At 69.0% G+C, this 23,776-nt stretch carries 27 protein-coding genes; 15 read left to right on the top strand and 12 right to left on the bottom strand.

All coding sequences use genetic code 11. The features are described from left to right. The first annotated feature begins 17 nt into the window (after positions 1 to 17). A complete protein-coding gene (locus tag A4R43_RS29585; protein ID WP_098085227.1) occupies positions 18 to 785 on the top strand; it encodes a hypothetical protein in 768 nt (255 codons plus the stop codon). 18 nt (positions 786 to 803) lie between these two features. On the opposite strand, the gene A4R43_RS29580 is transcribed toward A4R43_RS29585, so the two are convergent. After that, the gene (locus A4R43_RS29580; RefSeq protein ID WP_172964539.1) at positions 804 to 2,072 is read right to left on the bottom strand and encodes a sigma-70 family RNA polymerase sigma factor; all 1,269 of its coding nucleotides are present in this window, start codon (positions 2,070 to 2,072) and stop codon (positions 804 to 806) included. Between the two features lie 482 nt (positions 2,073 to 2,554). On the opposite strand from A4R43_RS29580, the gene A4R43_RS29575 reads away from it, so the two are divergent. Further along, a complete protein-coding gene (locus A4R43_RS29575) occupies positions 2,555 to 2,872 on the top strand; it encodes a hypothetical protein (RefSeq protein ID WP_216641980.1) in 318 nt (105 codons plus the stop codon). Positions 2,873 to 2,932: 60 nt separating this feature from the next. Next, positions 2,933 to 5,563: a DEAD/DEAH box helicase family protein gene (locus tag A4R43_RS29570; RefSeq protein WP_098085224.1), complete on the top strand. Its 2,631-nt coding sequence runs from the start codon at positions 2,933 to 2,935 to the stop codon at positions 5,561 to 5,563. Between the two features lie 17 nt (positions 5,564 to 5,580). Here A4R43_RS29570 and A4R43_RS29565 read toward each other — a convergent pair whose 3' ends face one another. The 3 genes from A4R43_RS29565 to A4R43_RS29555 all read right to left on the bottom strand — a co-directional run bounded on the left by A4R43_RS29565 (position 5,581) and on the right by A4R43_RS29555 (position 7,888). Next, positions 5,581 to 6,669, bottom strand: coding sequence for a hypothetical protein (locus tag A4R43_RS29565; protein WP_098085221.1), 1,089 nt, complete (start codon positions 6,667 to 6,669; stop codon positions 5,581 to 5,583). Between the two features lie 116 nt (positions 6,670 to 6,785). Further along, positions 6,786 to 7,592 (bottom strand): MATE family efflux transporter, encoded by an 807-nt coding sequence (locus tag A4R43_RS43470; RefSeq protein WP_228822309.1) that lies wholly within the window; start codon positions 7,590 to 7,592, stop codon positions 6,786 to 6,788. Beyond that, complete coding sequence (locus tag A4R43_RS29555) at positions 7,589 to 7,888, bottom strand: helix-turn-helix domain-containing protein (RefSeq protein ID WP_220818066.1); 300 nt, start codon at positions 7,886 to 7,888, stop codon at positions 7,589 to 7,591. The genes A4R43_RS43470 and A4R43_RS29555 overlap by 4 nt, the downstream gene beginning before the upstream one ends. 374 nt (positions 7,889 to 8,262) lie before the next feature. On the opposite strand from A4R43_RS29555, the gene A4R43_RS29550 reads away from it, so the two are divergent. The 3 genes from A4R43_RS29550 to A4R43_RS29540 are packed head-to-tail and all read left to right on the top strand — an operon-like array spanning position 8,263 to position 10,249. Beyond that, positions 8,263 to 8,577, top strand: coding sequence for a hypothetical protein (locus tag A4R43_RS29550; RefSeq protein ID WP_113695281.1), 315 nt, complete (start codon positions 8,263 to 8,265; stop codon positions 8,575 to 8,577). A gap of 26 nt (positions 8,578 to 8,603) precedes the next feature. Then, positions 8,604 to 9,818, top strand: coding sequence for an NlpC/P60 family protein (locus A4R43_RS29545; RefSeq protein WP_113695280.1), 1,215 nt, complete (start codon positions 8,604 to 8,606; stop codon positions 9,816 to 9,818). A 35-nt stretch (positions 9,819 to 9,853) separates the two neighbouring features. Continuing rightward, on the top strand, positions 9,854 to 10,249 hold the full coding sequence (locus A4R43_RS29540) for a hypothetical protein (RefSeq protein WP_113695279.1): 396 nt from the start codon (positions 9,854 to 9,856) through the stop codon (positions 10,247 to 10,249). On the opposite strand, the gene A4R43_RS29535 is transcribed toward A4R43_RS29540, so the two are convergent. Continuing rightward, on the bottom strand, positions 10,168 to 12,165 hold the full coding sequence (locus tag A4R43_RS29535) for a helix-turn-helix transcriptional regulator (RefSeq protein WP_162788646.1): 1,998 nt from the start codon (positions 12,163 to 12,165) through the stop codon (positions 10,168 to 10,170). The two genes, A4R43_RS29540 and A4R43_RS29535, sit on opposite strands and share 82 nt — an antisense overlap. 82 nt (positions 12,166 to 12,247) lie before the next feature. Between A4R43_RS29535 and A4R43_RS29530 the strand changes: the two genes are divergently transcribed. Then, positions 12,248 to 13,021, top strand: coding sequence for a sporulation protein (locus tag A4R43_RS29530; protein WP_113695277.1), 774 nt, complete (start codon positions 12,248 to 12,250; stop codon positions 13,019 to 13,021). On the opposite strand, the gene A4R43_RS29525 is transcribed toward A4R43_RS29530, so the two are convergent. Then, the gene (locus A4R43_RS29525; protein WP_113695276.1) at positions 13,018 to 13,968 is read right to left on the bottom strand and encodes a pyridoxal-phosphate dependent enzyme; all 951 of its coding nucleotides are present in this window, start codon (positions 13,966 to 13,968) and stop codon (positions 13,018 to 13,020) included. The two genes, A4R43_RS29530 and A4R43_RS29525, sit on opposite strands and share 4 nt — an antisense overlap. Further along, positions 13,968 to 14,606 (bottom strand): helix-turn-helix transcriptional regulator, encoded by a 639-nt coding sequence (locus A4R43_RS29520; RefSeq protein ID WP_236808362.1) that lies wholly within the window; start codon positions 14,604 to 14,606, stop codon positions 13,968 to 13,970. The genes A4R43_RS29525 and A4R43_RS29520 overlap by 1 nt, the downstream gene beginning before the upstream one ends. A 111-nt stretch (positions 14,607 to 14,717) precedes the next feature. Between A4R43_RS29520 and A4R43_RS29515 the strand changes: the two genes are divergently transcribed. After that, positions 14,718 to 15,161 carry a DUF4262 domain-containing protein gene (locus A4R43_RS29515; RefSeq protein WP_113695275.1) on the top strand — a complete coding sequence of 148 codons (444 nt, stop codon included), beginning with the start codon at positions 14,718 to 14,720 and terminating at the stop codon, positions 15,159 to 15,161. On the opposite strand, the gene A4R43_RS44210 is transcribed toward A4R43_RS29515, so the two are convergent. Then, entirely contained in the window at positions 15,155 to 16,111 is a 957-nt protein-coding gene (locus A4R43_RS44210) for a hypothetical protein (protein ID WP_236808361.1), read from the bottom strand. The genes A4R43_RS29515 and A4R43_RS44210 overlap by 7 nt on opposite strands. 47 nt (positions 16,112 to 16,158) lie before the next feature. Between A4R43_RS44210 and A4R43_RS29500 the strand changes: the two genes are divergently transcribed. Further along, positions 16,159 to 16,683, top strand: a complete 525-nt coding sequence (locus A4R43_RS29500) for a DUF2020 domain-containing protein (RefSeq protein WP_113695274.1) — start codon at positions 16,159 to 16,161, stop codon at positions 16,681 to 16,683. Between the two features lie 164 nt (positions 16,684 to 16,847). Continuing rightward, positions 16,848 to 17,300: a DUF6918 family protein gene (locus A4R43_RS29495; protein WP_113695273.1), complete on the top strand. Its 453-nt coding sequence runs from the start codon at positions 16,848 to 16,850 to the stop codon at positions 17,298 to 17,300. 63 nt (positions 17,301 to 17,363) lie between these two features. Here the strand turns inward: A4R43_RS29495 and A4R43_RS29490 are convergent, their stop codons facing one another. After that, a complete protein-coding gene (locus tag A4R43_RS29490) occupies positions 17,364 to 18,074 on the bottom strand; it encodes a hypothetical protein (protein WP_236808360.1) in 711 nt (236 codons plus the stop codon). 92 nt (positions 18,075 to 18,166) lie between these two features. On the opposite strand from A4R43_RS29490, the gene A4R43_RS29485 reads away from it, so the two are divergent. After that, a complete protein-coding gene (locus A4R43_RS29485; protein WP_113697982.1) occupies positions 18,167 to 18,718 on the top strand; it encodes a peptidylprolyl isomerase in 552 nt (183 codons plus the stop codon). 47 nt (positions 18,719 to 18,765) lie between these two features. Then, on the top strand, positions 18,766 to 19,749 hold the full coding sequence (locus A4R43_RS29480) for a rhomboid family intramembrane serine protease (protein ID WP_113695272.1): 984 nt from the start codon (positions 18,766 to 18,768) through the stop codon (positions 19,747 to 19,749). Here A4R43_RS29480 and A4R43_RS29475 read toward each other — a convergent pair. Together A4R43_RS29475 and crgA are read right to left on the bottom strand one after the other, a co-directional pair. Next, positions 19,732 to 20,160 carry a PH domain-containing protein gene (locus A4R43_RS29475; protein ID WP_113695271.1) on the bottom strand — a complete coding sequence of 143 codons (429 nt, stop codon included), beginning with the start codon at positions 20,158 to 20,160 and terminating at the stop codon, positions 19,732 to 19,734. The genes A4R43_RS29480 and A4R43_RS29475 overlap by 18 nt on opposite strands. A 66-nt stretch (positions 20,161 to 20,226) precedes the next feature. Next, positions 20,227 to 20,493 carry a cell division protein CrgA gene (crgA, locus tag A4R43_RS29470; protein ID WP_113695270.1) on the bottom strand — a complete coding sequence of 89 codons (267 nt, stop codon included), beginning with the start codon at positions 20,491 to 20,493 and terminating at the stop codon, positions 20,227 to 20,229. Positions 20,494 to 20,633: 140 nt separating this feature from the next. Between crgA and A4R43_RS29465 the strand changes: the two genes are divergently transcribed. Next, complete coding sequence (locus A4R43_RS29465) at positions 20,634 to 21,497, top strand: class E sortase (RefSeq protein WP_236808358.1); 864 nt, start codon at positions 20,634 to 20,636, stop codon at positions 21,495 to 21,497. Next, positions 21,497 to 21,652 carry a hypothetical protein gene (locus A4R43_RS43465; RefSeq protein ID WP_194239994.1) on the top strand — a complete coding sequence of 52 codons (156 nt, stop codon included), beginning with the start codon at positions 21,497 to 21,499 and terminating at the stop codon, positions 21,650 to 21,652. Before A4R43_RS29465 ends, A4R43_RS43465 begins: the two co-directional genes overlap by 1 nt. 4 nt (positions 21,653 to 21,656) lie before the next feature. Here A4R43_RS43465 and A4R43_RS29460 read toward each other — a convergent pair whose 3' ends face one another. Then, the gene (locus tag A4R43_RS29460; protein ID WP_113697981.1) at positions 21,657 to 22,973 is read right to left on the bottom strand and encodes a ferredoxin--NADP reductase domain-containing protein; all 1,317 of its coding nucleotides are present in this window, start codon (positions 22,971 to 22,973) and stop codon (positions 21,657 to 21,659) included. A gap of 148 nt (positions 22,974 to 23,121) precedes the next feature. On the opposite strand from A4R43_RS29460, the gene A4R43_RS29455 reads away from it, so the two are divergent. Continuing rightward, on the top strand, positions 23,122 to 23,763 hold the full coding sequence (locus tag A4R43_RS29455) for an aminodeoxychorismate/anthranilate synthase component II (protein ID WP_113695268.1): 642 nt from the start codon (positions 23,122 to 23,124) through the stop codon (positions 23,761 to 23,763). The last annotated feature ends 13 nt before the right edge of the window (positions 23,764 to 23,776 follow it).

Below are 23,776 nucleotides of genomic sequence, written 5' to 3'. Positions count from 1 at the left end.
CGGGACACAATGATCGAGTGAGCGACGACTGGGAGCTGCGCTGGGCATCGGGAGCCCGGCGGTTCTACGTCGCCGAGATCGTGCGGCAGGCGAGTTACGCCTTGGCCGCGGTGCAACAGGCTCTCATTCTCAGCCGGGATCCGCAGCGGCGTTCCGAGGCGTGGCCTGCGGTCCAGTCGTTCCTCACCGCGTCCGCCATCATCAGCAAGCTGTTGTGGCCCGTCAGGGCCGATGGAGCGGATCCCAAGTCCCGTTGGCGTCGCTTCCGCGCCGACCGACTGCGGACAGAGCTGATGATCAGCGACACCTCGGCCCTCCGGGACAGGAAGGTCCGGGACTCCGCCGATCACTTCGACGAACGCATCGACGACCTTGTCCGCGACCAGCGCATCCCACAGTCGTGGACAGACCTGGCGGATGCGGAGTTCGTGCGGCAGCCAGCCCCGTTCCGCGCCATCGACCCTGACACTGGCGAGGTGCTCGCAGGCCATGATCGAATGGCTCTGGGGCCAGTCATCGCGGAGCTGAATGCGGTTCTGCGGCGGTGCGAAGACATCGAGCCCGGATTAACCAGCGCTCCAGACATCGCCATGCTGCTAGCCACGCTGAGGTGGCCGCCGCTGCCGTCCCTGTTCGCCCCCACCGAACGCCCTGACGAACCGGTCATTGCCGGGGCTACGTTTGGAACGACCGGGCCTCAGTCCCTGGAAGAGCTCATCGCACTGGTTGCCGACCAACTCTCCGACCACCCGGAGCCGAACCGACCACACGGCGCAGACGGATAGTTACTACGACCGGCTGGCTCAGTTCTCGTCGAAGTGCGCCTCGGCGGCCCGGCGGATCTGCGCTAGGCGCTTCGAGACGGCGCTGTGGTTGGCGTACCCGAGCACGTCCGCGATCTCGGTCTTCCTGGTCACGCCGCTGTTGAGCAGCACGACGATCTGCCGGTTCCGGGCGTCCAGCAGTGTGAGGAAGTCGTTGGTGACCAGGTTGTCCAGCACCTCGCTCTCCGGCCCTTGGACCGGGATGGTGTCGGTCAACTCGACGAACTTCACCGTGACCTTGCGTCGTTTGCCGTGCAGCTTGCGTTCGAAGTCTTCGCGTGCGTACGACCAGTGGCTGGAGAAGTCGTCCTCGATGCGGTGGGAGCGGACGGCGTCCAGGATGCCGCGGAGCTGGCCGGTCCGGTCGGCGGCTTCCACGGTCTCGACCACGGCGTCGTGGGCGTCGTCCTCGCCGAACCACACGGGCCCGCCCATCCGCGGGTTGCCGGCGATGGCCCCGGCGAGCACGCTGCCGTCCTCCAGGAGGACCGGGCCGGGCGTCTTGCCCTTGTCGACCTCGGGGAAGTCCCGCAGCCGGTCTTGGATCGTGGCGGTGACCGCGGGCACCCAGAAGTCGAGGTTGTGGGCCAGCAGCCGGATCGGGTCGTCGGCTGAGAACGCCTTCATCTTCGACCCCGACATCAGGTGCGGCCAGACCGTCCACGCCCAGGCGCGGGCGAGCCGGGCTTCGAAATCGGTCGGCAGGAAGTCGTCGATGCCGGCCCAGTCGGCCATGAACGGCCACTGGCCGCCACGCAACAGCGGGAGTCCGAACATGTCCAGGATGCGCTTGGGCAGCAGGTGGAACAGCGGCGCGTACTCGAAGTACCGCGCCCGCGTCCGGGGCACGAATGTGACATTGACGTCGCCGAGATCGGCGATCTTCGCCATCGGCTTCGGCAGGTCGTCCAAGTCGAAGAAGCGCCGCCGGAACTGGGCCGCTTCCCACAGCATGTTCCACTGCGCGAGTGCGACGAAGTCCCGGTCCGAGGTGTGGGACATCGGGAGCGTCGCGTACTCCGGCGGAGCCGGTTCGCGCGGGCGGACGACGCCGCCGAAGATGAATCCGGCTGAGATGTTCCGCAGGGATGGGAACTCCTCCGGAGTGGCCTCGGCCTCGGGGAGGAACACGTCATCGCGCCGCCACGCCAGCACCTCGGCCGCAGTCGGCTCGCGATCCTCGCTCACCTCATCCTCCGCCGTTCGCTGCTCCGTGCGCTGACCGGTCCGCTCGTCGATCTGGGTCATACCTACATCACGACAGTCTCCGCGGGATTCGTTCCGAGCGCCGCGAGAGTCACCGGACGTCACCGCACTCCTCGCCTCCGACGCAACCGCCGAGGACGCTCCTAGACCTCAACCGGACACCGTCCGACACACTCGAACGTATGTGCGAAGAGATGGTACGTTGCTGGTCATGGACCCGCGGCTACTCCGAACTGCTCAACCGGACGGCAGGCTGGCATACGGGCGCGACAGCTCCGGCAGGCCCGTGGCGCTCCTGCCGGCCAGGTGCAAGCTCGGCTTGCACACGCTCCCTCCATCCGAGTATCGGGCGGTTGTGCACGATGGCGAGGTCCATATCAGCTGTCCGGCTTGCGCTGCCGAGGGTGCTGATCATTGCTGGCGGCTGACTACCAATGGCCCGACTCCCGACCGCGCTGAACTGGACGAGGAGACCTATCGCGACCTCGTCCTCCGTCGAGCGAGGACAACACCGTCGTTGGCGGGTGGCCAACGTGATCAATAGCCCGTTCACCACCTGGGAAGGCGACGACGTTCACGGCCGAAGGCCCGTGCTCACCAGCGTCTGGGTCCTGCTGGACGACCTGTTCCCTCGCCCGCCCGATGCCCCTCGACACGTCATCGTGACTGGCCTGGATCTGACGGGCAAGGTGCAAGGCCGGCTCCACGGACGCTTTCCCAGCGTCGATGGCAACTGGCTCGGAGTGGTCAACTACGAGATCAGCTACGCCGATGGCCGCCGAGAGAAGCTGCACCTGGTCGACCAGTTGCTGCCGTTCTCGGTGCTGCGAGAACCGAAATAGCTCGATCGAGCATGCGCCCCGCGCCGTAGAGTTCATGCCCTACGGATGGAGGAGTGAGCGGTGGCGGAACCGGCGGCAGTACCCGACTTCGACGAACGGCTTGCCGGATTCCAGTCGACCACGTTCAAGGAGCTTCGGCCTGGTCAGAGGCAGGTACTGGCCGCCTACGCGGCTCACCACCTCACGACACCGGACGTGGCGATCGAAATGCCGACCGGTGAGGGGAAGACCCTGTTGGCGCTGTTGATCGCCGACTACGCCCTCGACCAGGGAATGTCGGTTGCTTACCTGACCGGCACCCGCCAGCTGGCAGAGCGGGTTGAGGACGAAGCCACCAAGTTGGGCCTGGAGGTCGTCCGGTTCGCCGCGAAGGACTACGGCGGCGCCAAGCTCGACGACTACCACCAGGCCCAGGCGGTGGGCGTGATGAACTATTGGGTCTACTTCAACAGCAGGCCCGTTCCGAAACCCGCCGACCTGGTCATCTTCGACGACGCCCATCTAGCGGAACAGCCGCTCAGCGGGCTACAGACCCTGCGCATCCCCGACAAGCCTGGCCCTGCTCGCGTCCTGTATCGAACGATCTGTGATCTTGTCGTCGCGCACACCGACGCATACGCCGGACTGCAGGCGATGCGCGATGGCACCGCTCGGCCGGGCACCCCGCCCGAGCTGCTGTCGTTCAGCGACTGGGCGGCGATCGCCACAGCGTCGCGGGACGCGATCGAGGCGTCGCCGCTGGTCGCCGACCTCGCGCTCAAGGACGAGTCGGACGAGATCAAGGCAGAGGTCAAGAAGCTCCGGGACGAGATCAAGTGGGTGTGGCCGAAGGTCCGTGAGCACCTCACCCACTGCGGCGTGCTTGTCGGGCCGTCCGGAATCGAGATCCGCCCCTACCACCCGCCGACGGCGCTGAACGCGGGGTACAGCCAGGCCAAGCAGCGGATCTATCTCTCGGCGACCCTCGGTTCGATGGACGACCTGCAACGCCGCATCGGCGGCGGCCGGGTCACCCGGCTGGAGACCGAGCAGCCGCTGCTTTCCGGCAGCACCGGCGAGCGCATGTTCGCGTTGAACCCCTCGTCCGAGCAGGCACTCGACCTCGGCGTGCTCAGCTGGGCACTCGAACAAGTCCAGGCAGCCGGTGGGAAGGCGGCCTGGCTGTGCGCCAGCCACAGCGAAGCGGACACACTGCAAGCGATCCTCGGTGGGCTCGGCCATCCCGTCTACCGCCTCCGGGCCGGCGACGACACCGCAGTCGACGGCTGGAGCCGCGCTCCCCAGGGGCAGTTGATCACTGCGGGCCGCTATGACGGGCTCGACTTCCCCGGCGACATCTGCAAGCTGGTGATCATCACCACGGTCCCGCAGGCCAGCAGCGAGTTCGAGCGGTTCGTGGTCGCCTACCTCGGTGACGCGACCTTCATGCGGCACCGTGTCGGACAACGAGTCACCCAGGCTCTCGGCCGGGCCAATCGCACCGCGACCGACCGCTCGCTGTACCTGGGACTCGACCCGACGTTCGCCCAGATCCTCGCCGACCCAGCGGTTCGCGCGTCCATTCCCGAAGGCACACAGCCGATCGTTCGCGCCGCGCTCGAACTCTACGACCAGGGCTCGGTCGCCACGACCGACGCCTGCCGGGCGTTCTGGCAGGTGGCCCAACCGTCCGGCCCCACCGAACCCGTCAAGCAGGCAACGCCGCGGCGACGGCCACGCCCAGGACGTAGCACCGGCGGCAGCGGTGAGGTCGCTAGCGCCGACGCTGAGGTGTCGGCGGCCACCGACCTGTGGATCGGCGACCACGGCCGCGCTGCTGAGCGAGCACGCGAAGCCGCGGACCTGCTCGCATCCGCCGGAGAGACCGAGCACGCCGCGTTCTGGCGCTACGTCCAAGCCCACGCACTGTTCGACCGCGGACGGAACGAGGACCTCGCCGCCGCGCGCACCGCCCTCGAAGACGCCACCACCAACGGGCCTCGCACCGCGTGGTTCCGCCGGTTGGGCCGCACGGTCGCCGACCTCAAGGGACACGAGCGCACCGCTGACGACACCGACCGCCTCTTCCTCGTGTGGGATGAATGGCGTCGTGAAGCCGGAGGCCGGCTCGACCGCGCACTCTCCGACGGGCGCACCCTGCTCGCCGGCAGCCACGATCAGCAATGCGACGGCCTCAAGGTGCTCGCACGTCTGGTCGGAGCCAGTGGAGAACGACCGCCCAAGACCGAACAAAGCGCCACCGACTGCCGGTGGACCTGGTCAACCGTCAAGCGCGGCGAACGTCGCGTTTGGGAGGTCAAGACCGGCGAACCGCACCCGGTGTCCCGCGGAGACGTCAACCAGCTGCTCGGCCAGATCGAAGTCGAGACCAAGCGCGCAGCCAAGACACGGGTCTACGGCTGCTTGCTCACCCCGGCCACCACCGTCCAGAGCGACGCCGCCGAGGCAGCCCGCGACAGGATCACCCTCATCAATCACGACGCCGCCGTCCGGCTCTACAACCTGCTGGCCGACCGCCTTCAGCAGTACGCAGCGCTCTGCGGCGACGGCAACGCCGAAGCCCGCGGCGAGGCTCGCACGAAGATCGAGGCCACACTGCCGCCTGACGGCTGGCTGGGCAAACTGCTCTCCCCAACCCTCGGGAAGATCATCACCGTGGACGACGTGGCGAGCTTGTTCCCCTCGCGCTGACCCGGCCTTCACCGCCGTCATCCTGAGTTCGACCGGGCCACGGCCGCAGGCGGCAACTGTTCGCGATCATCGGAATGGACAACCGCAAGGTGCCGTTGTGGGTGCATCCTGCCGTCTCCTGCAGGTGTGGCGAGGTGCTGGATCGCTGGTTCGGGATCGTGAATGACCACGATCCCGGCGACAGCGTCGGTAACCCACGTTGGCGGGGTCCGGCCAGCGAGCAGGTCTTGGACATAGGCCGGAGGTCGGTGACGTAGCCCGCCGAGGACGTGCGCCAGGTAGGGCACGCCGAAGTGGCCGCGATCACTCGGTAGGTGAGTGAACACTGCGTCTTCAACGCCGTCGTCTGCGTCTTCCGACAGCGCCGCTGAGAACTGTCCCATGCGGATGGAGTGCACGGCTTCCAGCATGGTCTTGGCGACCCGCCGGGCGCCGAGCTGCGGACGGCGCATGAACTCGGCGATGTCCGGGTGAACAGCCGCTAGGGGAGGCAACGGTGGCTGTGAGCGGCCGGGGTCAGCGACGTCCTCAAGTGGCAACGACCAGTGAAACGCCTCGACCGCGACGTTGTCACGCACCCGCGGCATCAGGTAGTGCGGGATGATGCTGGGCACGATCGACACCCCGGCCCGCTCCCGGTCGCGGCAGTTGGCGCCATCGTGATGCGTCAGTCCGCAGGCGAGGCCCGCACGGTATGCGGGCGTACCGCAGTACAGGACGTGAGCAGCCGGGACGCTGAACGTCATGGATGAGACGAGGAGCTTGTCGATCTGCGCGGGCTCGGTCTTCCTGCGGCGGTAGCCGAAGTCGACGTGCCAGCCGGTACCGCGGCGCTTCAGGATCTTGGCCTGGGTCAGCAGTCCGAAGCTGGTCCCGGTCGTGTCGATCCACCACCACAACCAGTCGGCGCCCACGGCGCTCTCTTGCCGCTTGGTGAACTTCCAGTACCGGACATCGGGAAATGCTTCCGTCAGCAGGATGTCCGTCGCGGTTTCCTCTGCCCACATGTCCTCGGCCTGGAGCACCTTCGACATGTGCTGGTCGACGGCGAGACGCCCGCGCTGGAACGCCTGGTACGGATCAGGCCGCCCATCGCCGCTGATCATCCTGCTCTCCAACCAATCACCCGGAGCGGGGCAGGCGCCTGGCCCCGCTCGTGCTCACCGAACGATCCTTCCACGGCCGGGGCAACCGGCCACGCTGGCGAGCACCGCCGCTCACGTCACGCCGCCAAGGCCGTCGGCACACCCCTCGCCGCATCCCCAGCGCCCGCGTCGACCGGACCCCCTGCGACCTCGGCTTGGTACTCCTCGCGGACAGCCTTGACAAGCCGCCGCGCCCGAGTCGCGCCAATCCCAAGCCGTACACGAAGCGTGTCCGCGGAGATCGGCTTCTGGTGAGCAGCACGGTGCGCCGCGTCTTCTCGCCGTGCCTGCGCCAAGAGCGCTTCCGGTGTCCGCCCAACGACTGGTCGCTCGCCACCTTGCTGCGGGACGTCCTCGTCGAGTTCGGGCCCCGTCTCCGGCGCACCGTCATCCGAGTCCACAGGGACAGCCGGCTCAGGCCGATCGCCTTCGCGTGCGGCTGGCACATGACTCGTTGCGCCGATCGCCTGCAATAGGCCAGGGCCGACCTCCGACCAGCCGATCAGGAGGAGTGGCCCTACCGCGTCGAAGGCCGCCTTACCAAACTCGCCTGCGACCAGAGGCTCTGCCACGTTCAACGCGAGCGTGACCACGCTTGCGAAGATCAGCAGCCGACGAGCAGGCCGCAGCACCTCCGGGGATGCACCGGCGAGCGCCAGGTGCCGTGTGCCGAGCAGCAGCCCGAGGATCGAAAGATCAACAGCGGGAGCCACCAGTGGCGCGACCCAGGCGGGCACGCCGAGCCGGAGCGCAAGGTTGAGGACGTTGCCGAAGCCGAAGAGAAAAGTGAGGCCAACGACGATGCCCATGATCACGGTGACGGCTTGAACCACAGCAGCCCTCTCCGAGCCTGATCGCGTCGACACAACTGCACGCCTGGTCATCGAGCACCACCTGCTTCGACGCGCGGACGCCCGTGGGTGTCTCGGGTGGGGATGCCGCGTTCACGCAGCTTATTCAGCACGGTGGTGTGGTTGACGCCGAAGTGGTCGCCGACTCGCGCCAGGGACCAGCCGAGCTTGTAGAGGTGGATGGCGTCGTCGACCTGCTCAGGCGAGAGGCCGCGGCGGCGCATCGGCACGCCGTGCCGGTGGAGGATGTTGCTGACCGTCCGCCGCTCGATGCCGAACCGGTCACCGAGTTCGTACACCGTCGCGCCGGACCGGTAGTCAGTGATCAACTGCTCGACTTGATCGGCACGGAGTTGCCGGGCCCGGCGAGGTCGGTCGCGCTTGATCACGGTCGGCTCGGGGGTATCGAGGCTGGGAAGCTTCTCGCGGAGCTCTTCCAGCGCCCTGACCTGGTCTTTTATGTTCGAGTAAGGTCCCCTAACCTCCACCCGATCCAGGAGAGCCCTGTTTGCGAAATGCGCAAACGGGGCTTTCTTCGTCGATGGGGAACCGAAGCGGCTCCGGCTGCGTCGGTAAGCACGAACGCCGTCATCGGCGTTCCGCGGAACGCGCGCACGGGCGGTTGTGAACTCATAGACTGCGGGGCAGGGCAGCGCGGGCCCGGTGAGCACCGGCGTAGCCGCCGAAACTGGAGGGACCACAGATGACTCGCCGATTCGACCCGGAACAGATCGCCGAGCTGGCCAAGAAGGTCGGGGGCCTCAAGGACAGCTTCGGCACGGCAAGCACCGATCTGGGTGACGGCAATCCCGGCGGCGCGTACGGCTCGCTGAAGAACGCGGCCGATTCGGCCAAGACCATGCAGGGGTTCTACAGCGGCGTGAACGCCGAGTTCGGCGCCGCCGCGAAGCTGGTCGAGGCCGCGTCCCAGGCGCTGGCCCACGCCGCCGAGCGCATGCGCACCGATGAGGACGCCGCCGTGTACACCCTCGGTGGCGCCAAGGCCGAGCGGGACTGAGAACGGGAAACCAGGGGACTTAGGCGATGACCACCGCAGAACAGCAGCCGAGCACGCTCGACGACCCGGCACAGGACCGCCCGAAGTCGATGGACGCCATCGACACCCACGCCAAGCAGGCGGAAAAGCTGGACGCGGGTGCGGTCAACGAGCAGGCGACGAAGGTCGGCGGAGCCGCCACCAGCGCCAACGATCTCGGCGACCAGCTCAAGGTCTTCCGCGACGACGTGCTCCGCGAGTGGGAGGGCAAGGACGCCGAAGCCGTCGCCGACCACCTCGAGCAGCTCGGCAAGGCCAGCTACAACGTCAGCGACAAGGCCGAGGCGGCCAGGGACATCCTCCAGCGGGTGTCGGAAATCCTGGAGAACGTCAAGAAGAAGGTCACCCAGCTCGCCCAGGAAGCCAACGACAAGGACGCGGACAACCGCGCCCTGATCGGCGCGGCCAGGCAGCGGAAGAACAGCGCCACCGACGAGAGCGAGATCGAGGCCGCCGCGGCGGACATCGAGCGCCTCCGGCAGCTGAACGAAAAAGACTCCAACGGCAAAAAAGACGAGATCGAGCAGGCGCTCGACGAGGCCGAGAAGCAGATCGACGAGCTGCTCAAGCCGCTCGGCCTGGAAATCGAAGGCGGCTTCGTCGAGCTGGTGCCCGCGGACGCCAGCCAGGGCGGCACGTCGGCGAGTTCCGCCGGTGCCCCCATCAACTCCGGCGGTGGCGGCACTCCTTCGGGTGGCGGCGGCAGCCCCAGCGGCGGTGGTGGCGGCAGCGACTCCGGCGGTTCCTACGCCGGGGTCCAGGGTGACGGGCGGCCCGCCAAGCCGATCGACGCCCGCGGTGACAACCCGGCGAAGATCGCCGAGCAGTTCCTCGGCCGCAACGCCGGTGACCTCAAGGGCAGCGGCGAGCTGCCCGCGATGCAGTCGTGGGTGCCCAACAACGTCAACTGCGCGAACTTCGTGTCCGGCTGCCTGGAAGCGGCCGGCCTGATCGACAAGAGCCAGGCCAGCGCGTCGGTCGCGCAGCTGCAGGCCAATCTCAAGGCGGACGGCTGGACTTCGGTGCCGCTGTCCGAGGCGAAGCCCGGCGACGTGGTGATCTCGAACGGTGGCGGGCACGTGGTGCTGTACGCGGGCGACGGTCAGTTCATCGGCTCGAACAACATCAATCCGGACGGTTCGCAGCAGATCAGCATGGGTGGTGGCGGTGGCCTCGTCGAGGTCCTGACCCCGCCGGCCTGAGCCGGTTCACCGCTTCGCTAGTGAGAGGTAGCTCGATGCACAGCCAATCCGTCCCGGTGGGTCTCGAAGACGACTCGGTCCGGTCCGCGGTGCTCCAGGCCGCGACCGCGCCGCTCGACGAGGTGTTCGACGACCGCGTCCGGCTGGAGGTCGACCAGCTCAACCGCGTCGGTCCGTGGGTGTTCCTGAAGGGGACCATGCACGGCAGCGACAGCGGCCGTCCCTACTACGCGGGCACCGTTTTCGAGGCACGCCGGGCTGACGGCGTGATGTCCGACGTCTACGCCGTGTTGCTCCGGTCGAAGGAGTCGATCGTCGACAACGACGCGCGCGGCTGGCACGTGGCCGACTACGTGATCGGCCCGACCGACGTCGCGTGGCTGGTCTGGCCGGACAAGCACGAGGCACCGCGCTCCGTGCTCGGCATCTGAGCGAGGTCCAGGCCGCGGAGCTGGGCTCGGCTGGAGACGCCGAGCTTCGGATACGCCTTGTACAGGTGGTATCCGACCGTGCGCGGGCTCAGGAACAGGCGCGTGCCGATTTCGCGGTTGCTCAGCCCGGCCGCGGCCAGCTGGGCGACGCGTAGTTCCTGCTCGGTCAGCGTGGCGGCCTTCGGGCGGGCGCCGCCGGTGGGGCGCAGTTGCGCTTCGGCGGCGTCGGCCCAGGGTGCCGCACCCAGCCGGGTGAAGGTTTCGAAGGCCGCACGCAGAAGTGGCCGCGCCTGGGACGGTCGCCGGGTGCGCCGGAGCCATTCGCCGTGCAGCAGCTGGGTTCTCGCCTGGTCGAACGGGTGGTCTTCGCAGTGGGCGGCGGAGTCGGTGAAGTGCTTCTCGATGTTGCTGTCTTCGGCTGAGAGCAGGGCTTGGCAGCGCGCGAGGCGAGCGTGCACCAGGGGAGACGTGGTGTGCTCCGCCCACGGGCGCCAGGCTTCGAGCGTGGCCTGAGCCTCTGCCGTGTTTCCCGCGCGGACCAACGCTTCGCCCAGATCGCCGGTGGCCAGCCGGGCGACAAATCTGTGGGTGATCGAGGCCAGGTGCTCGGCGGCGGTCTCGGCGTTTCCGTTCGACAGCTCGGCAAGGCCGATTGCCCAGGTCGCGCGGGCGGCGGCGAGCTCGTTGTGCAGCGGTAACGCCAGCTCACGCGCGGCTGTCGCCTCGTCACGGCAGGGCCTGCCGCGGGCGGCGGCCAGAAGCGCCAGTGTCGCAAGGAAATCGGCGCGGCGAGCGCGTTGGCCGGTGTCCTCTGTGGACCGAATGCCCTCCTCGGCGCGCGCCTGCGCCCGGTCCCAGTGGCCCAGGTCGAATTCCAGCTCGGCCAGCCACAACTGGGGCAGCACCAGCACCGCGTGCATGCCGTTCGCGGAGAACTCGGCCAGCGCCGACCGGCCGAAGTCGTAGGCCTGCCGTGCCGACGGTCCCGACCGGCTCAGCACCAGCGGCCAAAGCCATTGGTGTGCATCGCTTTCCGGTAGTGCGTGCGGAGCCGCGGCACGCAGGCGCCACGGATCCGAGGTGTGCGCGTCGGCCGACAGCTCGGTGAACCTGGCCAGCAGTCCCGCGTATTCGGCGAAGGCCGGATCGGCGGCGGTGATGCGGGAGGCGATCGGCGCGAGCGGCAGTCCGGCGTGGTGCGCGGCCGCCGCGGCCATGAACAAGGTCCCGGGTTCCGATGCCGAGCGCAGCAGGTGGTCGTGCGCGGACAACTGGTCGCCGTCGCCGAGTGCGATCAGGCCGTGCAGGCGATCGAGCACCCGCGCGACGGAAGGTTCGTGGCGTTCCGGCGTCGCTTCGGCGACCAGCGTGCGCGCGAGTTCCGGCTGTCCCGATTTCCACGCCAGGTACGCGGCCGCCGCCGTGCGACGGTGTCGCTCCGGTTCCCGCGACAGGCGTGCCGCTTCACGCAGAACCATTGCGGCGGACGCAATTCCACCGCGACGCGTGGCATCCGACGAACGTGCTTCCAGCCGGGCGGCCAGGTCCTCGTCCGGCGGAACCTCGGCAGCCGACGGCAGTTCGGCCCCGGTCAGCAGGATCGCGACACCACGCGCGCGCCGGGCCGCGAACCGCAGGGCGGCGATCGACGACCGGTCCCAGTGGTGGGCGTCTTCCACCCTGATCAGCAAGGGCGACAACGATTCCAGCAACCGCAGCACGGCCGTGTACAGCACGAGGTCCGTGCACGAAGCATCCCGCGACCCCAGCGCGACGTGGATCGCGTCGCGGTGCACCGGCGGCAGCGCTTCGACCTCCGCCTGGAGCGAGCCGAGCAACTGGTGCAGGCCCGCGAACGGCATCGCCGATTCTTCCGGCGTGCCACGAGCCGATAGCAGCCGGATCTCGCGAATCACGGGCTCGACGGTAACCGGGCCCGGCTGAGGACGCGCTCAGCCGGTCGTGGACAGCGGCCCCAGAAGTGGGAAGACTCGCGGCATGTTCAAGAAGCTGCTCGCCGCCGTCGGTGTGGGCGGAGCCGAGGTCGAGACCGAACTGTTCACCCCGGGCGTGCAGCCGGGCGGCGTGGTCGAGGGGGTGATCCGGCTGCGCGGGGGCGAGGTGCCGCAGGAAATCCCCGGCGTGCTGGTCGAATTCGTCACGCGGGTGGAGCACGAGGGCAACGATCGCGAGGTCGACGTCAACCGCACCTTCGGGCGCACCGACGTCCGCCGCAACGTGCCGCTCGCCCCGCGTCAGACGATCGAGCTGCCGTTCCGGCTGCCCGCCCCGCTGGAAACCCCGATCAACTTCTACGACAACCGCCAGCTCCACGGCACCACCGTCGCGGTGCGGACCACGCTGGAGATCGCCGGCGCGATCGACGCCACCGACAACGACCCGATCGGCGTTGGCGCGCTGCCCGCGCAGCACGTGCTGCTGGCCGCGGTGGAAAGCCTCGGTTTCCGGCTGCATTCGGCCGACGTCGAGGCCGGGCACCTGCGGGGCACCCGGCAGCGGCTGCCGTTCTACCAGGAGATCGAGTTCCACGGCTCGCCCCGCTACCCGCGGTTGAAGCAGCTCGAAGTCAGCTTTGTCGCCGGGCCCGACGGGATGGACGTGGTGCTCGAGGCGGACAAGAAGGCCGGGCTGCTGTCCAGCGGCCGCGACCTGGTCAACCTGCTGCGCGTGGACTACCACACGATCGACCGCGTCGACTGGGCCGGCGAGGTGCACCGGATCGTCGAGCCGATGGGGAGCGGCTGGCTCTAGGCGAGCAACGCGGCGAAGCGATCGGCCGCGACGTTGCCGCCGGACAGGATCACGCCGACGCGCTTGCCCGGCAACCGGACCTGTTCGGCCAGCAGCGCCGCGACCGCCGCCGCGCCGCTCGGCTCGACCACGATCTTGGTGCGCTCGAACAGGAAGCGCATCGCGTCGAGGATCTGCGCGTCGGTGACGGTGACGATCCGGCGGACGTGCTGGCGGATGATCTCGAAGTTCAGCACGCCCGGTGACGGCAGCGCGAGCCCGTCGGCCACGGTTTTCGGCACCGGCACGGAGACCGGTTTCCCGGCGGCCAGCGACCGTTTCTGGTCGTCGCCCGCTTCCGGCTCCACGCCGATGAGTTCGAGTTCCGGCCGCAGCGTGCTCGCGACCGTGGCCGCGCCCGCCATCAGCCCGCCGCCGCCCATCGGCGTGACGAGCACGTCGAGTTCCGGCTGCTCGGTGAGCAGTTCGAGGGTCGCGGTGCCCTGTCCGGCGATCACGTGCGGGTGGTCGAACGGCGGGATCAACGCGAACCCGTTGTCCGCGGCCAGTTTCTCGCAGAGCGCGAACCGGTCTTCGGTGTAGCGGTCGAACCGGCGCACCTCGGCGCCGTACCCGAGCACGGCGTCCACTTTGGACTCCGGCGCGTCGGCGGGCATCAGGATGGTGGCCTTGGTGCCGAGCAGCCGCGCGGCCAGCGCCACGGCCTGCGCGTGGTTGCCCGACGAGTGCGTGCACACGCCCGCGGCCAGTTGCTCGGGGGAGAGCTGGGCGATCGCGTTGTAGGCGCCCCGGAACTTGAACGCGCCGACGCGCTGGAAGTTCTCCGCCTTGAGGAAAACCCGTGCGCCGGTGAGCGAATCGAGCGTGCGCGAGGTGAGCACGGGCGTGTGGTTGGCCTGCCCGGCCAGTCTCGCGGCCGCGGCGCGGACGTCGTCGATGGTGACCATCAGTTCTCCCCGGATTTCCGTATTTCGGTCAGGTAGCTGTACGCCGACGCGCGGGAGATCCCCAGCGCGGCGGCCACTTCGGGCACGGCCTTCTGCAGGCCGAAGACGCCGCGTTCGTCCAGCGCGCGGAACAGGTCGAGGCGTTCGGCGCGGGAGAGCCGATCCACCGGGCGGCCGAGCTTGAGCTCCTCGGCCTGCACCACCGCGCGGACCAGTTCGGTGACGTCGTTGGTGAAGGTGGTGGTGTCGTCGGGAATGGCGTCCAAAGCGGACAGTTCGCCGAGCAGCACCGCGGTGTGGCGCAGTTCGGTGATGTCGACGTTGACGCAGAGCGCGCCGAAGACCTCGCCGTCCTCGTCGCGCAGCAGCATGGTGGAGGACTTGACCAGCCTGCCGGACGCGGTGCGCGTGACGTAGTTCAGCTGGTCTTCGGCGTCCTTGCCGCGCGCGAGCAGGCCGAGGCCGATCTCGCTCATCGCGCCGCCGACCGCGCGCTGGGTGACCTTGCCCGCCACCGCGACCACCGAGGCGTCGCGGTTGCGGTAGTCGTGCAGCACCACTTCGCAGTGGGGGCCGAAGGTCGCGGCGAGGCCGTCGAGCACGGGGCGCAGGGCGTGGAGCACGGCATCGGCAGTCACTTGGACAGTATGTACAGGAGTTGGACGTATTGTCCAGTGAGCTACCGGAAACTGTCGGTGGCGCGCGGTAGTATCGAACAAAAGTTCGAAGCCTGATTCCGGGGGTGCGTCTTGAACAACACCATTCTCGACGAGGACGACCGCACGTGGGAGTTCATCCGGATCTCCGGGTGGGCGGTCCGGTACGTGGAAGGCTGGGCGGCGGAGGGCGCGCCGTACGGCTACACCGTGGGCCTGAGCGCGCTGGACCATCCCGAGCTGTTGATGTTCGGGTTCGGTGAGGCGAACACCGCGGTGATGCTGGACGAACTGGCCGAGCGCGTGCTCGGCGGGGAGCGGCTGCACGCGGGCAAGGTGGTCGCCTTCGACGAGCGGATCCACCGCGCCACGCTCGTCCCGGTGCCCGATTCGCGGCCGTACCTGGTCGACGCCAACCGCCTGTTCCGCTCGCCGGTGCCCGCCCTGCAGGTGGTCACCGACGATCGGCGCGGCTACTTCCCTTGGGAGGAGGGGTATTCACTGCCGGTGGGCAGGCAGCCGCTGCTCGGTCAGTAACCCCGCGGCGGCCCGTACCCAGGCTGCTGCGGCGGATACGGCTGCTGCTGGCCTGGCTGACCGGGCTGCTGCTGACCGGGCTGCTGCTGACCGGGCTGCGGCGGTTGGCCGGGCTGCTGGCCGTACTGGGGCGGCTGACCGTACGGCGGTTGCTGTTGCGGGTACGGCTGTTGCGGCGACGGCGGCTGACCGGGCTGACCGGGCTGACCGGGCTGTGGCTGACCGGGCTGATACTGCGGCTGCCCGTGCGACGGCGGCTGGCCGGGCTGCTGCTGGCCGGGCTGTGGCTGGCCTGGCTGCGGTTGGCCAGGCTGATACGGCTGCCCGTGTGGTTGCTGCGGTTGGCCGTGCGGCGACGGCGGTTGCCCGTGCGGCGGCTGGCCGTGTGGTTGCTGCGGGTACTGCTGTTGCGGTGCCTGCTGCCCGAATCCCGGTTGCTGCGGCTGCCACTGCAACTGCTGGTACGCCTCCCCGGGCTGCGGGAAGGTGAAGAAGATCTTGGCCTTGATCGAACCCTGCATCGCGGCGCCCCAGACCTTGCTGCCGGTGAAGGTGTGCGTCTGCCCGCCGGACAGGTCGACCGCGACCATGCGTGTCTCACCGCCGAACTGGTTGCCCGGTTTCGCGGTGGCGGCCTGGATGGCGTCCGGGTACACGCGTTCGCCGACCAGTCCGGCGATGACCACGGACGCGGCGGTCCAGCCGACCGTGCCGACCACGTTCGCGCGCGCGTGCTGCGTGGCGTGCCCGGTGAAGTCGTACAACGCGGCGGCGGTGACCTCGGGCAGCGCCGCGGCGACCACCGCGTAGTTCATCGTGGACATCATGACCGACTCGGTGAACAGGCCGAGCACGGCGTTGGCCGGGCCGATCTGGATCTGCCGGAGCTGACCGCCGGACCGCTGCACGCGTTCCGCGACCACGCTCAGGTACTGGTCAGGGGTGAGCACCCGCTCATACTGGCAGAGTTCCGCGGTTCTGGTTGACTGACCGCGCTATGCGCTCATTCGTTTTCGCCGCCGCCGTGTCGTTCGGCGTGCTGGCCGGTTGCTCGTCGCCGGAAGCTCCGGCACCGCCGCCGGTTCCGGCGCCGCCGCCCAGTCCGGTCGCGCCCGTGGCTCCCGCGGCGCCCGAGCCCGCCGCCGACGGGAAGTGCCCCTATCTCGAAGAAACCGCGGTGGAACGCGCGAACGGGCAGCGGGTGTCGAAGGTGCGGTTGTCCGCAGAGCCGCCGCCGACCTGTTTTTTCTATGCCCTGAACGGAAAACCGCAGCTCACCGTGCGCCCGTACGCCGGCGATCCCGCGGTGGCGAAGGCCGTGGTGGATCAGGCCGCCCCGATCGCCACGTCGAATCCCGCCGACCAGCCACCCGGCTGGCAGGGCGGAATGCAGACCACGGGCGAGGGCGCGGTGTACGCGGTGGCCAAGGGCGGCAACGCCGTGGTGGTCACCACGAACCAGGGCCAGACGGTCAAAGCACGCGAGGTGGCCAAGCAAGCTATCGCGTCATTGGGTTGGTAGGCAATACGGGTTCCCGCTCAGTGGCGCAAGTTGATCTTGTATTACCCTGGCCGCCACGCGCAGGCGTCGAGGACTCGCGCACAGTCAGCCGGAAACGCCGGTCGCTACCGGGCGTGAAGGCTGGACACAGTCGGTTAATTCGATTCAATGAAGGATATGAAGCCGTGGCTGAAACCCTGAAGGAAATCCTGCTTGACTCCGGTCGCCGGCCGGCTGTCGTGACCGACCTCCAGAACCTGGTCGACGAAGAGGTTTCGGACAAGGGCGGTGTCTCGGGCGCGGTCGTCAAGACCGGCTACGCGGCCGTCAAGAAGATCAAGCCGGGCATCATCCCCGCCGCCGTCGACTCGCTGCTCGACGACTTCGCCTCCGCGCTCGAGCCGTTCTACGGCGACTACAAGGCCAAGGGCGGCGCCGACTTCGGTGCCTACCTGTCCGGTCGCTCGGACGAGGCCTCCGACGCGCTGCTGGGGGTCACCGACGCCCGTGCCGAGCGGAGCAGCCGCGACAGCATCAAGAAGGTCTACGGCAAGCTGCGCCCGAACGGCAAGAAGAACGTCGAAGAGGCCCTGCCCCGCCTGGGCAAGCTGATCGACAAGCACGCCGCCACCGCGTGACTCGCTGATTGATCGCGAAGAAGGGCCCCCGGGAGACGTCCCGGGGGCCCTTCTCGTGTCAGCTCAGTTCTTCTTCTCGGTGCCCGAGGTGCTCTGGGCCTGCTGGCCGTTCGCACCCTGCGCCTTGGGCGTGGCGGTCTTGCCAGGGGCCGGCGTCGGCGCGGGGGCCGGCTTGGGTGCCGCGGCCTTCGGCGCCTCGGTGGTGTTCGAGGGCTTCGGTGTCTCCCGAGCCTCCGGCTTGCTGCCGTCCCCGCCGGTGCGCGGCGGAGCGGGAGCGATGGGCGGTTCCGGCTTGGACCGCATGGCGAGCGCGGCACCGGCCGCGACCACGGCGATCCCGATCAGCCACGGCCACTTGCGGCGCTTCTTGTCGCCCTTGGCGGCGACCTTCGCCTCGGCGAGGGCGGCCTTGAACTCCTTCTTGGCCGCCTTGAAGTCCTTCTTGCCGCGGCGCTTGGACTCACCGGCGGACTTGGCGGCCTTGATCGCGGCCTTCTTGGCCTTGCGGCCCGGCTTGCGCATCTCGGCGATGCGCTCGGCGGCTTCCTTGCGCGCCGCCTTCGAGCTGCGGGCCAGGTCCTTGCCGGTCTTCTTGGCCTGCTTCGCCAGCTTCTTGCTGGCCTTGCGCCCTTCCTTACGTGCCACTTCGGCGCCTTCGGCGAGCCGGAGCTCGGCTGCCTGAGCGGCTTGGGTTCCGGCTTCCACTGCGCGCTTGCGTGCCGTGGACAGCCCGGTCTTCACCGACTCACCCACCGCTTCTGAGGCCCGGGTCATGGCCTTCACCTTCCGTCGTTTCGTTTGGCATCTGTCTCGTTCCCCTTAACCTATCGTGCCCCTTTTCGGCCGATCGCGCCGCAGATGGCACGATTGGCCCCGTGACCGAAAGCAACGGATCCCCCGCCGGTGGCGTGCGCAAGGCGACGCTGCACACCAATCACGGCGACATCAACCTGAACCTGTTCCCCGACCACGCACCCAAAACGGTGGGGAACTTCACCGGCCTTGCCGACGGCAGCAAGGACTACACCCAGCCGAACGCCAAGGGTGAGAACTCGGGCCCGTTCTACGACGGCTCGATCTTCCACCGGGTGATCGACGGCTTCATGATCCAGGGCGGCGACCCGACCGGCACCGGCCGCGGCGGCCCCGGCTACAAGTTCGGCGACGAGTTCCACCCGGAACTGCAGTTCAACAAGCCGTACCTGCTGGCCATGGCCAACGCGGGCCCCGGGACCAACGGCTCGCAGTTCTTCATCACCGTCGCGCCGACCACCCACCTGAACTTCAAGCACACCATCTTCGGTGAGGTGGCCGACCAGGAGTCGCGCAACGTGGTCGACCAGATCGCGCGCACGGCCACCGGCCCGGCGGACCGCCCGCTGAACGACGTGGTCATCGAGCGGATCTCGCTGAGCTGATTCGCGGCGCTGAAGCAGGGGGTGGATGCGGGTAAGTTGGACACATCGTGACTCAGCCCCCGTATCCCCCGCCTTCAGGGCCCGCGTACGAGCAGGCCCTGCCCACCTGCTGGTGGCACCCCAAGCGGCAGACCGGCCTGCGCTGCGTCCGCTGCGAGCGGCCCGCGTGCCCGGACTGCCTGCGTGAGGCCTCCGTCGGCGCCCAGTGCGTCGACTGCGTCCAGGCCGGCCAGGTCCAGGACCGCGCCCAGCGGGCGCAGTACCGGGCCGCCGGGTACGGCGCGCGCACGGTGGCCGGTGCCAGGGTCCAGCGGCCGATCGTGACGCCGGTGCTCATCGCGCTGAACGTGCTGGTGTTCGTCGCGACCGTGGCCCAGGCGCAGAACCCGATGGACAACTCGGGTGCCGAGCTGATGACCCAGGGCTCGCTGTGGCCGTACGGCATCACCTTCTTCGACGAGTGGTGGCGCCTGGTCACCTCCGGGTTCCTGCACTTCGGGCTGCTGCACATCGCGATGAACATGCTCGCGCTGTGGGTGCTCGGGCGTGACGTCGAAGTGCTGCTCGGCCGGGGCCGGTTCCTCGCCGTCTACTTCCTGTCCCTGATCGGCGGTTCGGCGGCGGAGTTCGTCTTCGGCGCCGTCGGCCAGCCCACGGTCGGGGCGTCGGGCGCCATCTTCGGGCTGATGGGCGGCGTGCTGATCGCGGTGTTCCGGCTCAAGCTGAACCCGACGATGGCGCTGGTGACCATCGGGCTGAACCTGGTGCTGACCTTCTCCATCCCGAACATCTCGTTCCTCGGCCACCTCGGCGGGTTCGTGGTCGGGGCGATCGCGGTGGCCGCGCTGGTCTACGCGCCGGCCAAGAACCAGCTGACCTACCAGGTCGTCGCGCTGGTGGTGCTGGCGGTGGCGCTGGCCGCGCTGATCCTGTTCCGGGACCTGCAGCTGGCCGGGCAGGTGTGCTCGCTGGTGCGCAGCACGCAGGAGATCGTCTGCCAGGACCCGGCGAGCCTACCGTCCGGCGCGTAGCGCGCTGAGCACGTCGAGCACGTCACGCGGGTCGGTGCCCAGCTCCAGCCAGCCCAGCACCAGCAGGTGCGGCGGGATGTCCTCGCATTCGATCTCGAGCGTGGGCACCTCGCGCCCGAGGCGGCGGGTCTTTACCAGCCGGACGCGGACCTGGGACCACTCGAGCCGGTGGTCGCCGGTGAGCGTGCGGACGCGGACGCCGTGCGCGTCCGCGCTCAGCTTCGGCCGGATGGCGCTGCCGTTGGCCGCGAACCCGGCCAGCGCCAGCGCGGCCACGCCGAACAGCACCGGGCCCGCGCGGTCGCCGGAGAGGCCGGTGAGCACGGCGGCGACGGTCGACAGGGCGGCGAGCAGCCAGCCCGCCCAGACGAGCGCCGGTCGCGGGGCCCAGCTTGCCGACAGGTTATCCACAGGGCTTATCCACACTGGGGACTAGTCACACGGTTGTAATTCGCTGTCAAGCCGCCATTCGGCCGATCAACGCCACTTCATCGTCATCAGCAGGCCGGAGATCATCAGCGCGAAGCCGATCGCGAAGTTCCAGTTGCCCAGCTCCGTCATGAACGGGATCTTGTCGCTGGCGAGGTAGTTCACCACGAGCCAGGCCAGCCCGAGCAGCATCAGGCCGAACATCACGCCCTTGTAGATCGGGTGGGACGGGCCTGCCGCCCGCACCTTGACCGGCGTGCGCCGGTCGGCGGGCGGGGTGTAGGCGGTCTTCTTGCGGACCTTGGACTTGGGCATCGGAGTCCTCGCTGCTCATGGGCTCGTTCGGGTGGCCGGTGCGCAACCAGGGCCACCCCAACACGTTAACGTAATCGGGGCCGGGCAAGAACGGGGGACGACTACTCCGTCCGGCCGAGATTGGTGTGAAGGGAGCCCCTGTGGCGGTGTCCGACGACGAGCGCGAGCTCGTCGGGCCCGAGTCCGGCCCGGTCAGCACGGCCGAGCGCACCGATCCGCGCTGGCGGACCGCCGTTCGCACGACCGGTGAAGTTTTGATAACGCTCGGTATCGTCGTGCTGCTCTTCGTCACCTACGAGCTGGTGGTCACGGACTGGTTCTCCGCCGAGAAGCAGGCGGACGCGGAAGCCAGGCTCGACGACCGGTGGGCCGAACCGCAGCGGCAGCTGCACCTGGACCCGGCCGACGGGGAAGCCTTCGCCCGCCTCTACATCCCGGCGTTCGGCCCGGACTACCGCTTCACCATCCAGGAGGGCGTCGGGCCGGACGCGCTGGAGGTCGGCCCCGGCCACTACAAGGGCACGGCCTGGCCGGGCGAGCCGGGCAACTTCGCGGTCGCCGGGCACCGGGTCGGCAAGGGCGCCCCGTTCAACGACCTCGACCTGCTGAACTCGTGCGACGCGATCGTGGTCGAGACCTCCACCGACTTCTTCGTCTACCGGATGCTGCCGAAGCAGGAGGAACTGGCGGGCTGGGCCGAGGGCCGCGGCCGCGACCCGAAGTGCGCCGGCGTGCCGACGCTGCGGGACCTGCCGGACTACGAGGAGACCGTCGGCCGCCGCATCGTCACCCCGGACCGCGGGGACGCGGTCGCGCCGGTGCCGTACCGCGCGCACAGCCTCACCCCGCCGGTCGGGCGGGCGCCGCTGGTCACGCTGACCACCTGCCACCCGCAGTTCTCCGACCGCGAGCGGCTGATCATCCACGGCGCGCTGGTCAAGCAGCTGGCCAAGGCGCCGGGCGCGGGCTATCCGGAACTGCTCAAGGCGATCGGGGAGGCCTGATGTACGGCTGGATCTGGCGGCGGCTGCCCGGGCCGCTCGCGGTGCGGGCGATCACCGCGGTGGTGCTGGTGCTCGCGGTGATCGCCCTGCTGATGTTCGTGGTGTTCCCGTGGCTGGAGCCGTTGCTGCCGTTCAACGACGTCGCGGTGCAGTAGGTGCTCAGCCGCGGCTGACGCGCAGCATCTCCTCGCGCTCGACCACCTTCACCCGGTCGCGGCCCTGCGGCTCGCCCAGCGCGCGCTCGTGCGCGTCGAGCTTGCCCCAGCCCGCCCAGGTGGTGAACGGCACGCCGCGCTCGAGCAGGAAGTCGATGATCGCGTCCGGCTCGTTGCGGGTGGTGCCGGTGAGCGTGTCCGCGTCGGCGAGCAGGCTGGCGATGGTCTCCGCCGCGTCACCCTTGGTGTGCCCGATCAGGCCGACCGGCCCGCGCTTGATCCAGCCGGTCACGTAGACGCCCGGCACCTGGTTCTCGTCGATGTCGAGCACCCGGCCCGCCTGGTTGGGCACGGTGCCGGTGACGTGGTCGAACGGGATTTCGGCCAGGTGCGAGGACAGGTAGCCGACCGCGCGGTAGACCGCCTGCACGTCCCAGTCGTGGAAGACGCCGGTGCCGCGCACGTTGCCGTCGCCGGTCAGCTCGGTCCGCTCGGTGCGCAGGCCGGTCACCTTGCCGTCGCCGAGGACCTCGGCTGGCGAGTGGAAGAAGTGCAGGTGCAGCCGCTTCGGCCGGTTGCCTGGCTCGCGGATCGCCCACTCCTGCAGCGTCTTGACCACCATGTCGACCTGCTTGGAGGAGCGGATCGCGGCCATCGAGCCCTCGTCGAACTCGATGTCCTCCGGATCGACGATCACTTCGACGTTCGGTGAGTGGTCCAGCTCGCGCAGCTCCATCGGGGTGAACTTCGCCTGCGCGGGCCCGCGGCGGCCGAACACGTGCACGTCGGTGACCGGGCTGGCCTTGAGCCCTTCGTAGACGTTCGGCGGGATTTCGGTGCTGAGCAGCTCGTCGGCCGTCTTCGCGAGCACCCTGGCCACGTCGAGCGCCACGTTGCCGACGCCGAGCACGGCGACGCTGGTCGCCTCCAGCGGCCAGGTGCGCGGCACGTCCGGGTGCCCGTCGTACCAGGACACGAAGTCGGCGGCGCCGTAGCTGCCCGGCAGGTCGATGCCGGGAATGTCGAGCGGCCGGTCGGCGGAGGCGCCGGTGGAGAAGATGACCGCGTCGTAGAACTCGCGCAGCTCGTCCAGCTTGAGGTCGGTGCCGTAGTCGACGTTGCCGAGCAGCCGGATGCCCGGCCGGTCGAGCACCTTGTGCAGGGCGTTGACGATGCCCTTGATGCGCGGGTGGTCCGGGGCGACGCCGTACCGGATCAGCCCGAACGGCGCCGGCATGCGCTCGAAGAGATCGATGTGGGTGGGTGTATCGGACTTGTCCAGGATGTCGGCGGCGTAGATGCCGGCCGGGCCGGCGCCGATGATCGCCACGCGCAGTGGACGGTTCAATGCACTTACCTTCGTTCGAGTCGCGGGAGGGCCAACACTTCCACGGTAAGGTGAGGCGAACCTAAGTTTCACTGTGATCTGGCGTACCCGTCCAGCATGCGGACACGGCTAAGCTGGCGGCATGCGCGTGCTCGTCGTCGACAACTACGACAGTTTTGTCTACAACCTGGTCCAGTACCTGGCCCAGCTCGGCGCCGACTGCACGGTCTGGCGCAACGACGTGGTCGACGTCTCGCGCCTCGGCGAGTTCGACGGCGTGCTGGTCTCGCCTGGCCCGGGGACGCCGGAACGCGCTGGTCAGAGCATCGAGGTCGTCCGGGAATGCGCCTCGCGGGAGCTGCCGATGCTCGGGGTGTGCCTCGGCCACCAGGCCCTCGGCGTCGCCTTCGGCGCGACGGTCGACCGCGCGGAGGAACTGCTGCACGGTAAGACCAGCCGCGTCGGCCACTCCGGCGGCGGGGTGCTCGCCGGCCTCCCGGACCCGTTCACCGCGACGCGGTACCACTCGCTGACCGTGCTCCCGGACACCATCCCGGCCGAGTTCGAGGTCACCGGCAGCACCGAGTCGGGCATCGTGATGGGCATGCGCCACCGGTCGCTGCCGCTGGAAGGCGTGCAGTTCCACCCGGAGTCGGTGCTCACCGAGGGTGGCCACCGCATGCTCGCGAACTGGATGGCGAGCGCCGGTCACCCGGTTGCTCCCCAGGTCGTGCGTGACCTGGAAGCGGCCACCCGCGCCCTGCAGAAAGCCGCCATCGCCTGAACCACGAACCAAA

This window comes from Amycolatopsis albispora, assembly GCF_003312875.1.
Lineage (GTDB): Bacteria > Actinomycetota > Actinomycetes > Mycobacteriales > Pseudonocardiaceae > Amycolatopsis > Amycolatopsis albispora.
The sequence above is the reverse complement of the archived record's forward strand: the minus strand, read 5'-3'. Positions and strand labels throughout refer to the sequence as shown.

Excerpts from the sequence above, each read along its gene's own strand:
- A4R43_RS29545 (WP_113695280.1), top strand. The coding sequence starts at position 8,604 with ATGACCACCGCAGAACAGCAGCCGAGCACGCTCGACGACCCGGCACAG.
- A4R43_RS43470 (WP_228822309.1), bottom strand. The coding sequence starts at position 7,592 with ATGACCAGGCGTGCAGTTGTGTCGACGCGATCAGGCTCGGAGAGGGCT.
- A4R43_RS29490 (WP_236808360.1), bottom strand. The coding sequence starts at position 18,074 with ATGACCCGGGCCTCAGAAGCGGTGGGTGAGTCGGTGAAGACCGGGCTG.
- A4R43_RS29550 (WP_113695281.1), top strand. The coding sequence starts at position 8,263 with ATGACTCGCCGATTCGACCCGGAACAGATCGCCGAGCTGGCCAAGAAG.
- A4R43_RS29565 (WP_098085221.1), bottom strand. The coding sequence starts at position 6,669 with ATGATCAGCGGCGATGGGCGGCCTGATCCGTACCAGGCGTTCCAGCGC.
- A4R43_RS29525 (WP_113695276.1), bottom strand. The coding sequence starts at position 13,968 with ATGGTCACCATCGACGACGTCCGCGCCGCGGCCGCGAGACTGGCCGGG.
- A4R43_RS43465 (WP_194239994.1), top strand. The coding sequence starts at position 21,497 with ATGTACGGCTGGATCTGGCGGCGGCTGCCCGGGCCGCTCGCGGTGCGG.
- A4R43_RS29580 (WP_172964539.1), bottom strand. The coding sequence starts at position 2,072 with ATGACCCAGATCGACGAGCGGACCGGTCAGCGCACGGAGCAGCGAACG.
- crgA (WP_113695270.1), bottom strand. The coding sequence starts at position 20,493 with ATGCCCAAGTCCAAGGTCCGCAAGAAGACCGCCTACACCCCGCCCGCC.
- A4R43_RS29455 (WP_113695268.1), top strand. The coding sequence starts at position 23,122 with ATGCGCGTGCTCGTCGTCGACAACTACGACAGTTTTGTCTACAACCTG.
- A4R43_RS29500 (WP_113695274.1), top strand. The coding sequence starts at position 16,159 with ATGCGCTCATTCGTTTTCGCCGCCGCCGTGTCGTTCGGCGTGCTGGCC.
- A4R43_RS29530 (WP_113695277.1), top strand. The coding sequence starts at position 12,248 with ATGTTCAAGAAGCTGCTCGCCGCCGTCGGTGTGGGCGGAGCCGAGGTC.
- A4R43_RS29540 (WP_113695279.1), top strand. The coding sequence starts at position 9,854 with ATGCACAGCCAATCCGTCCCGGTGGGTCTCGAAGACGACTCGGTCCGG.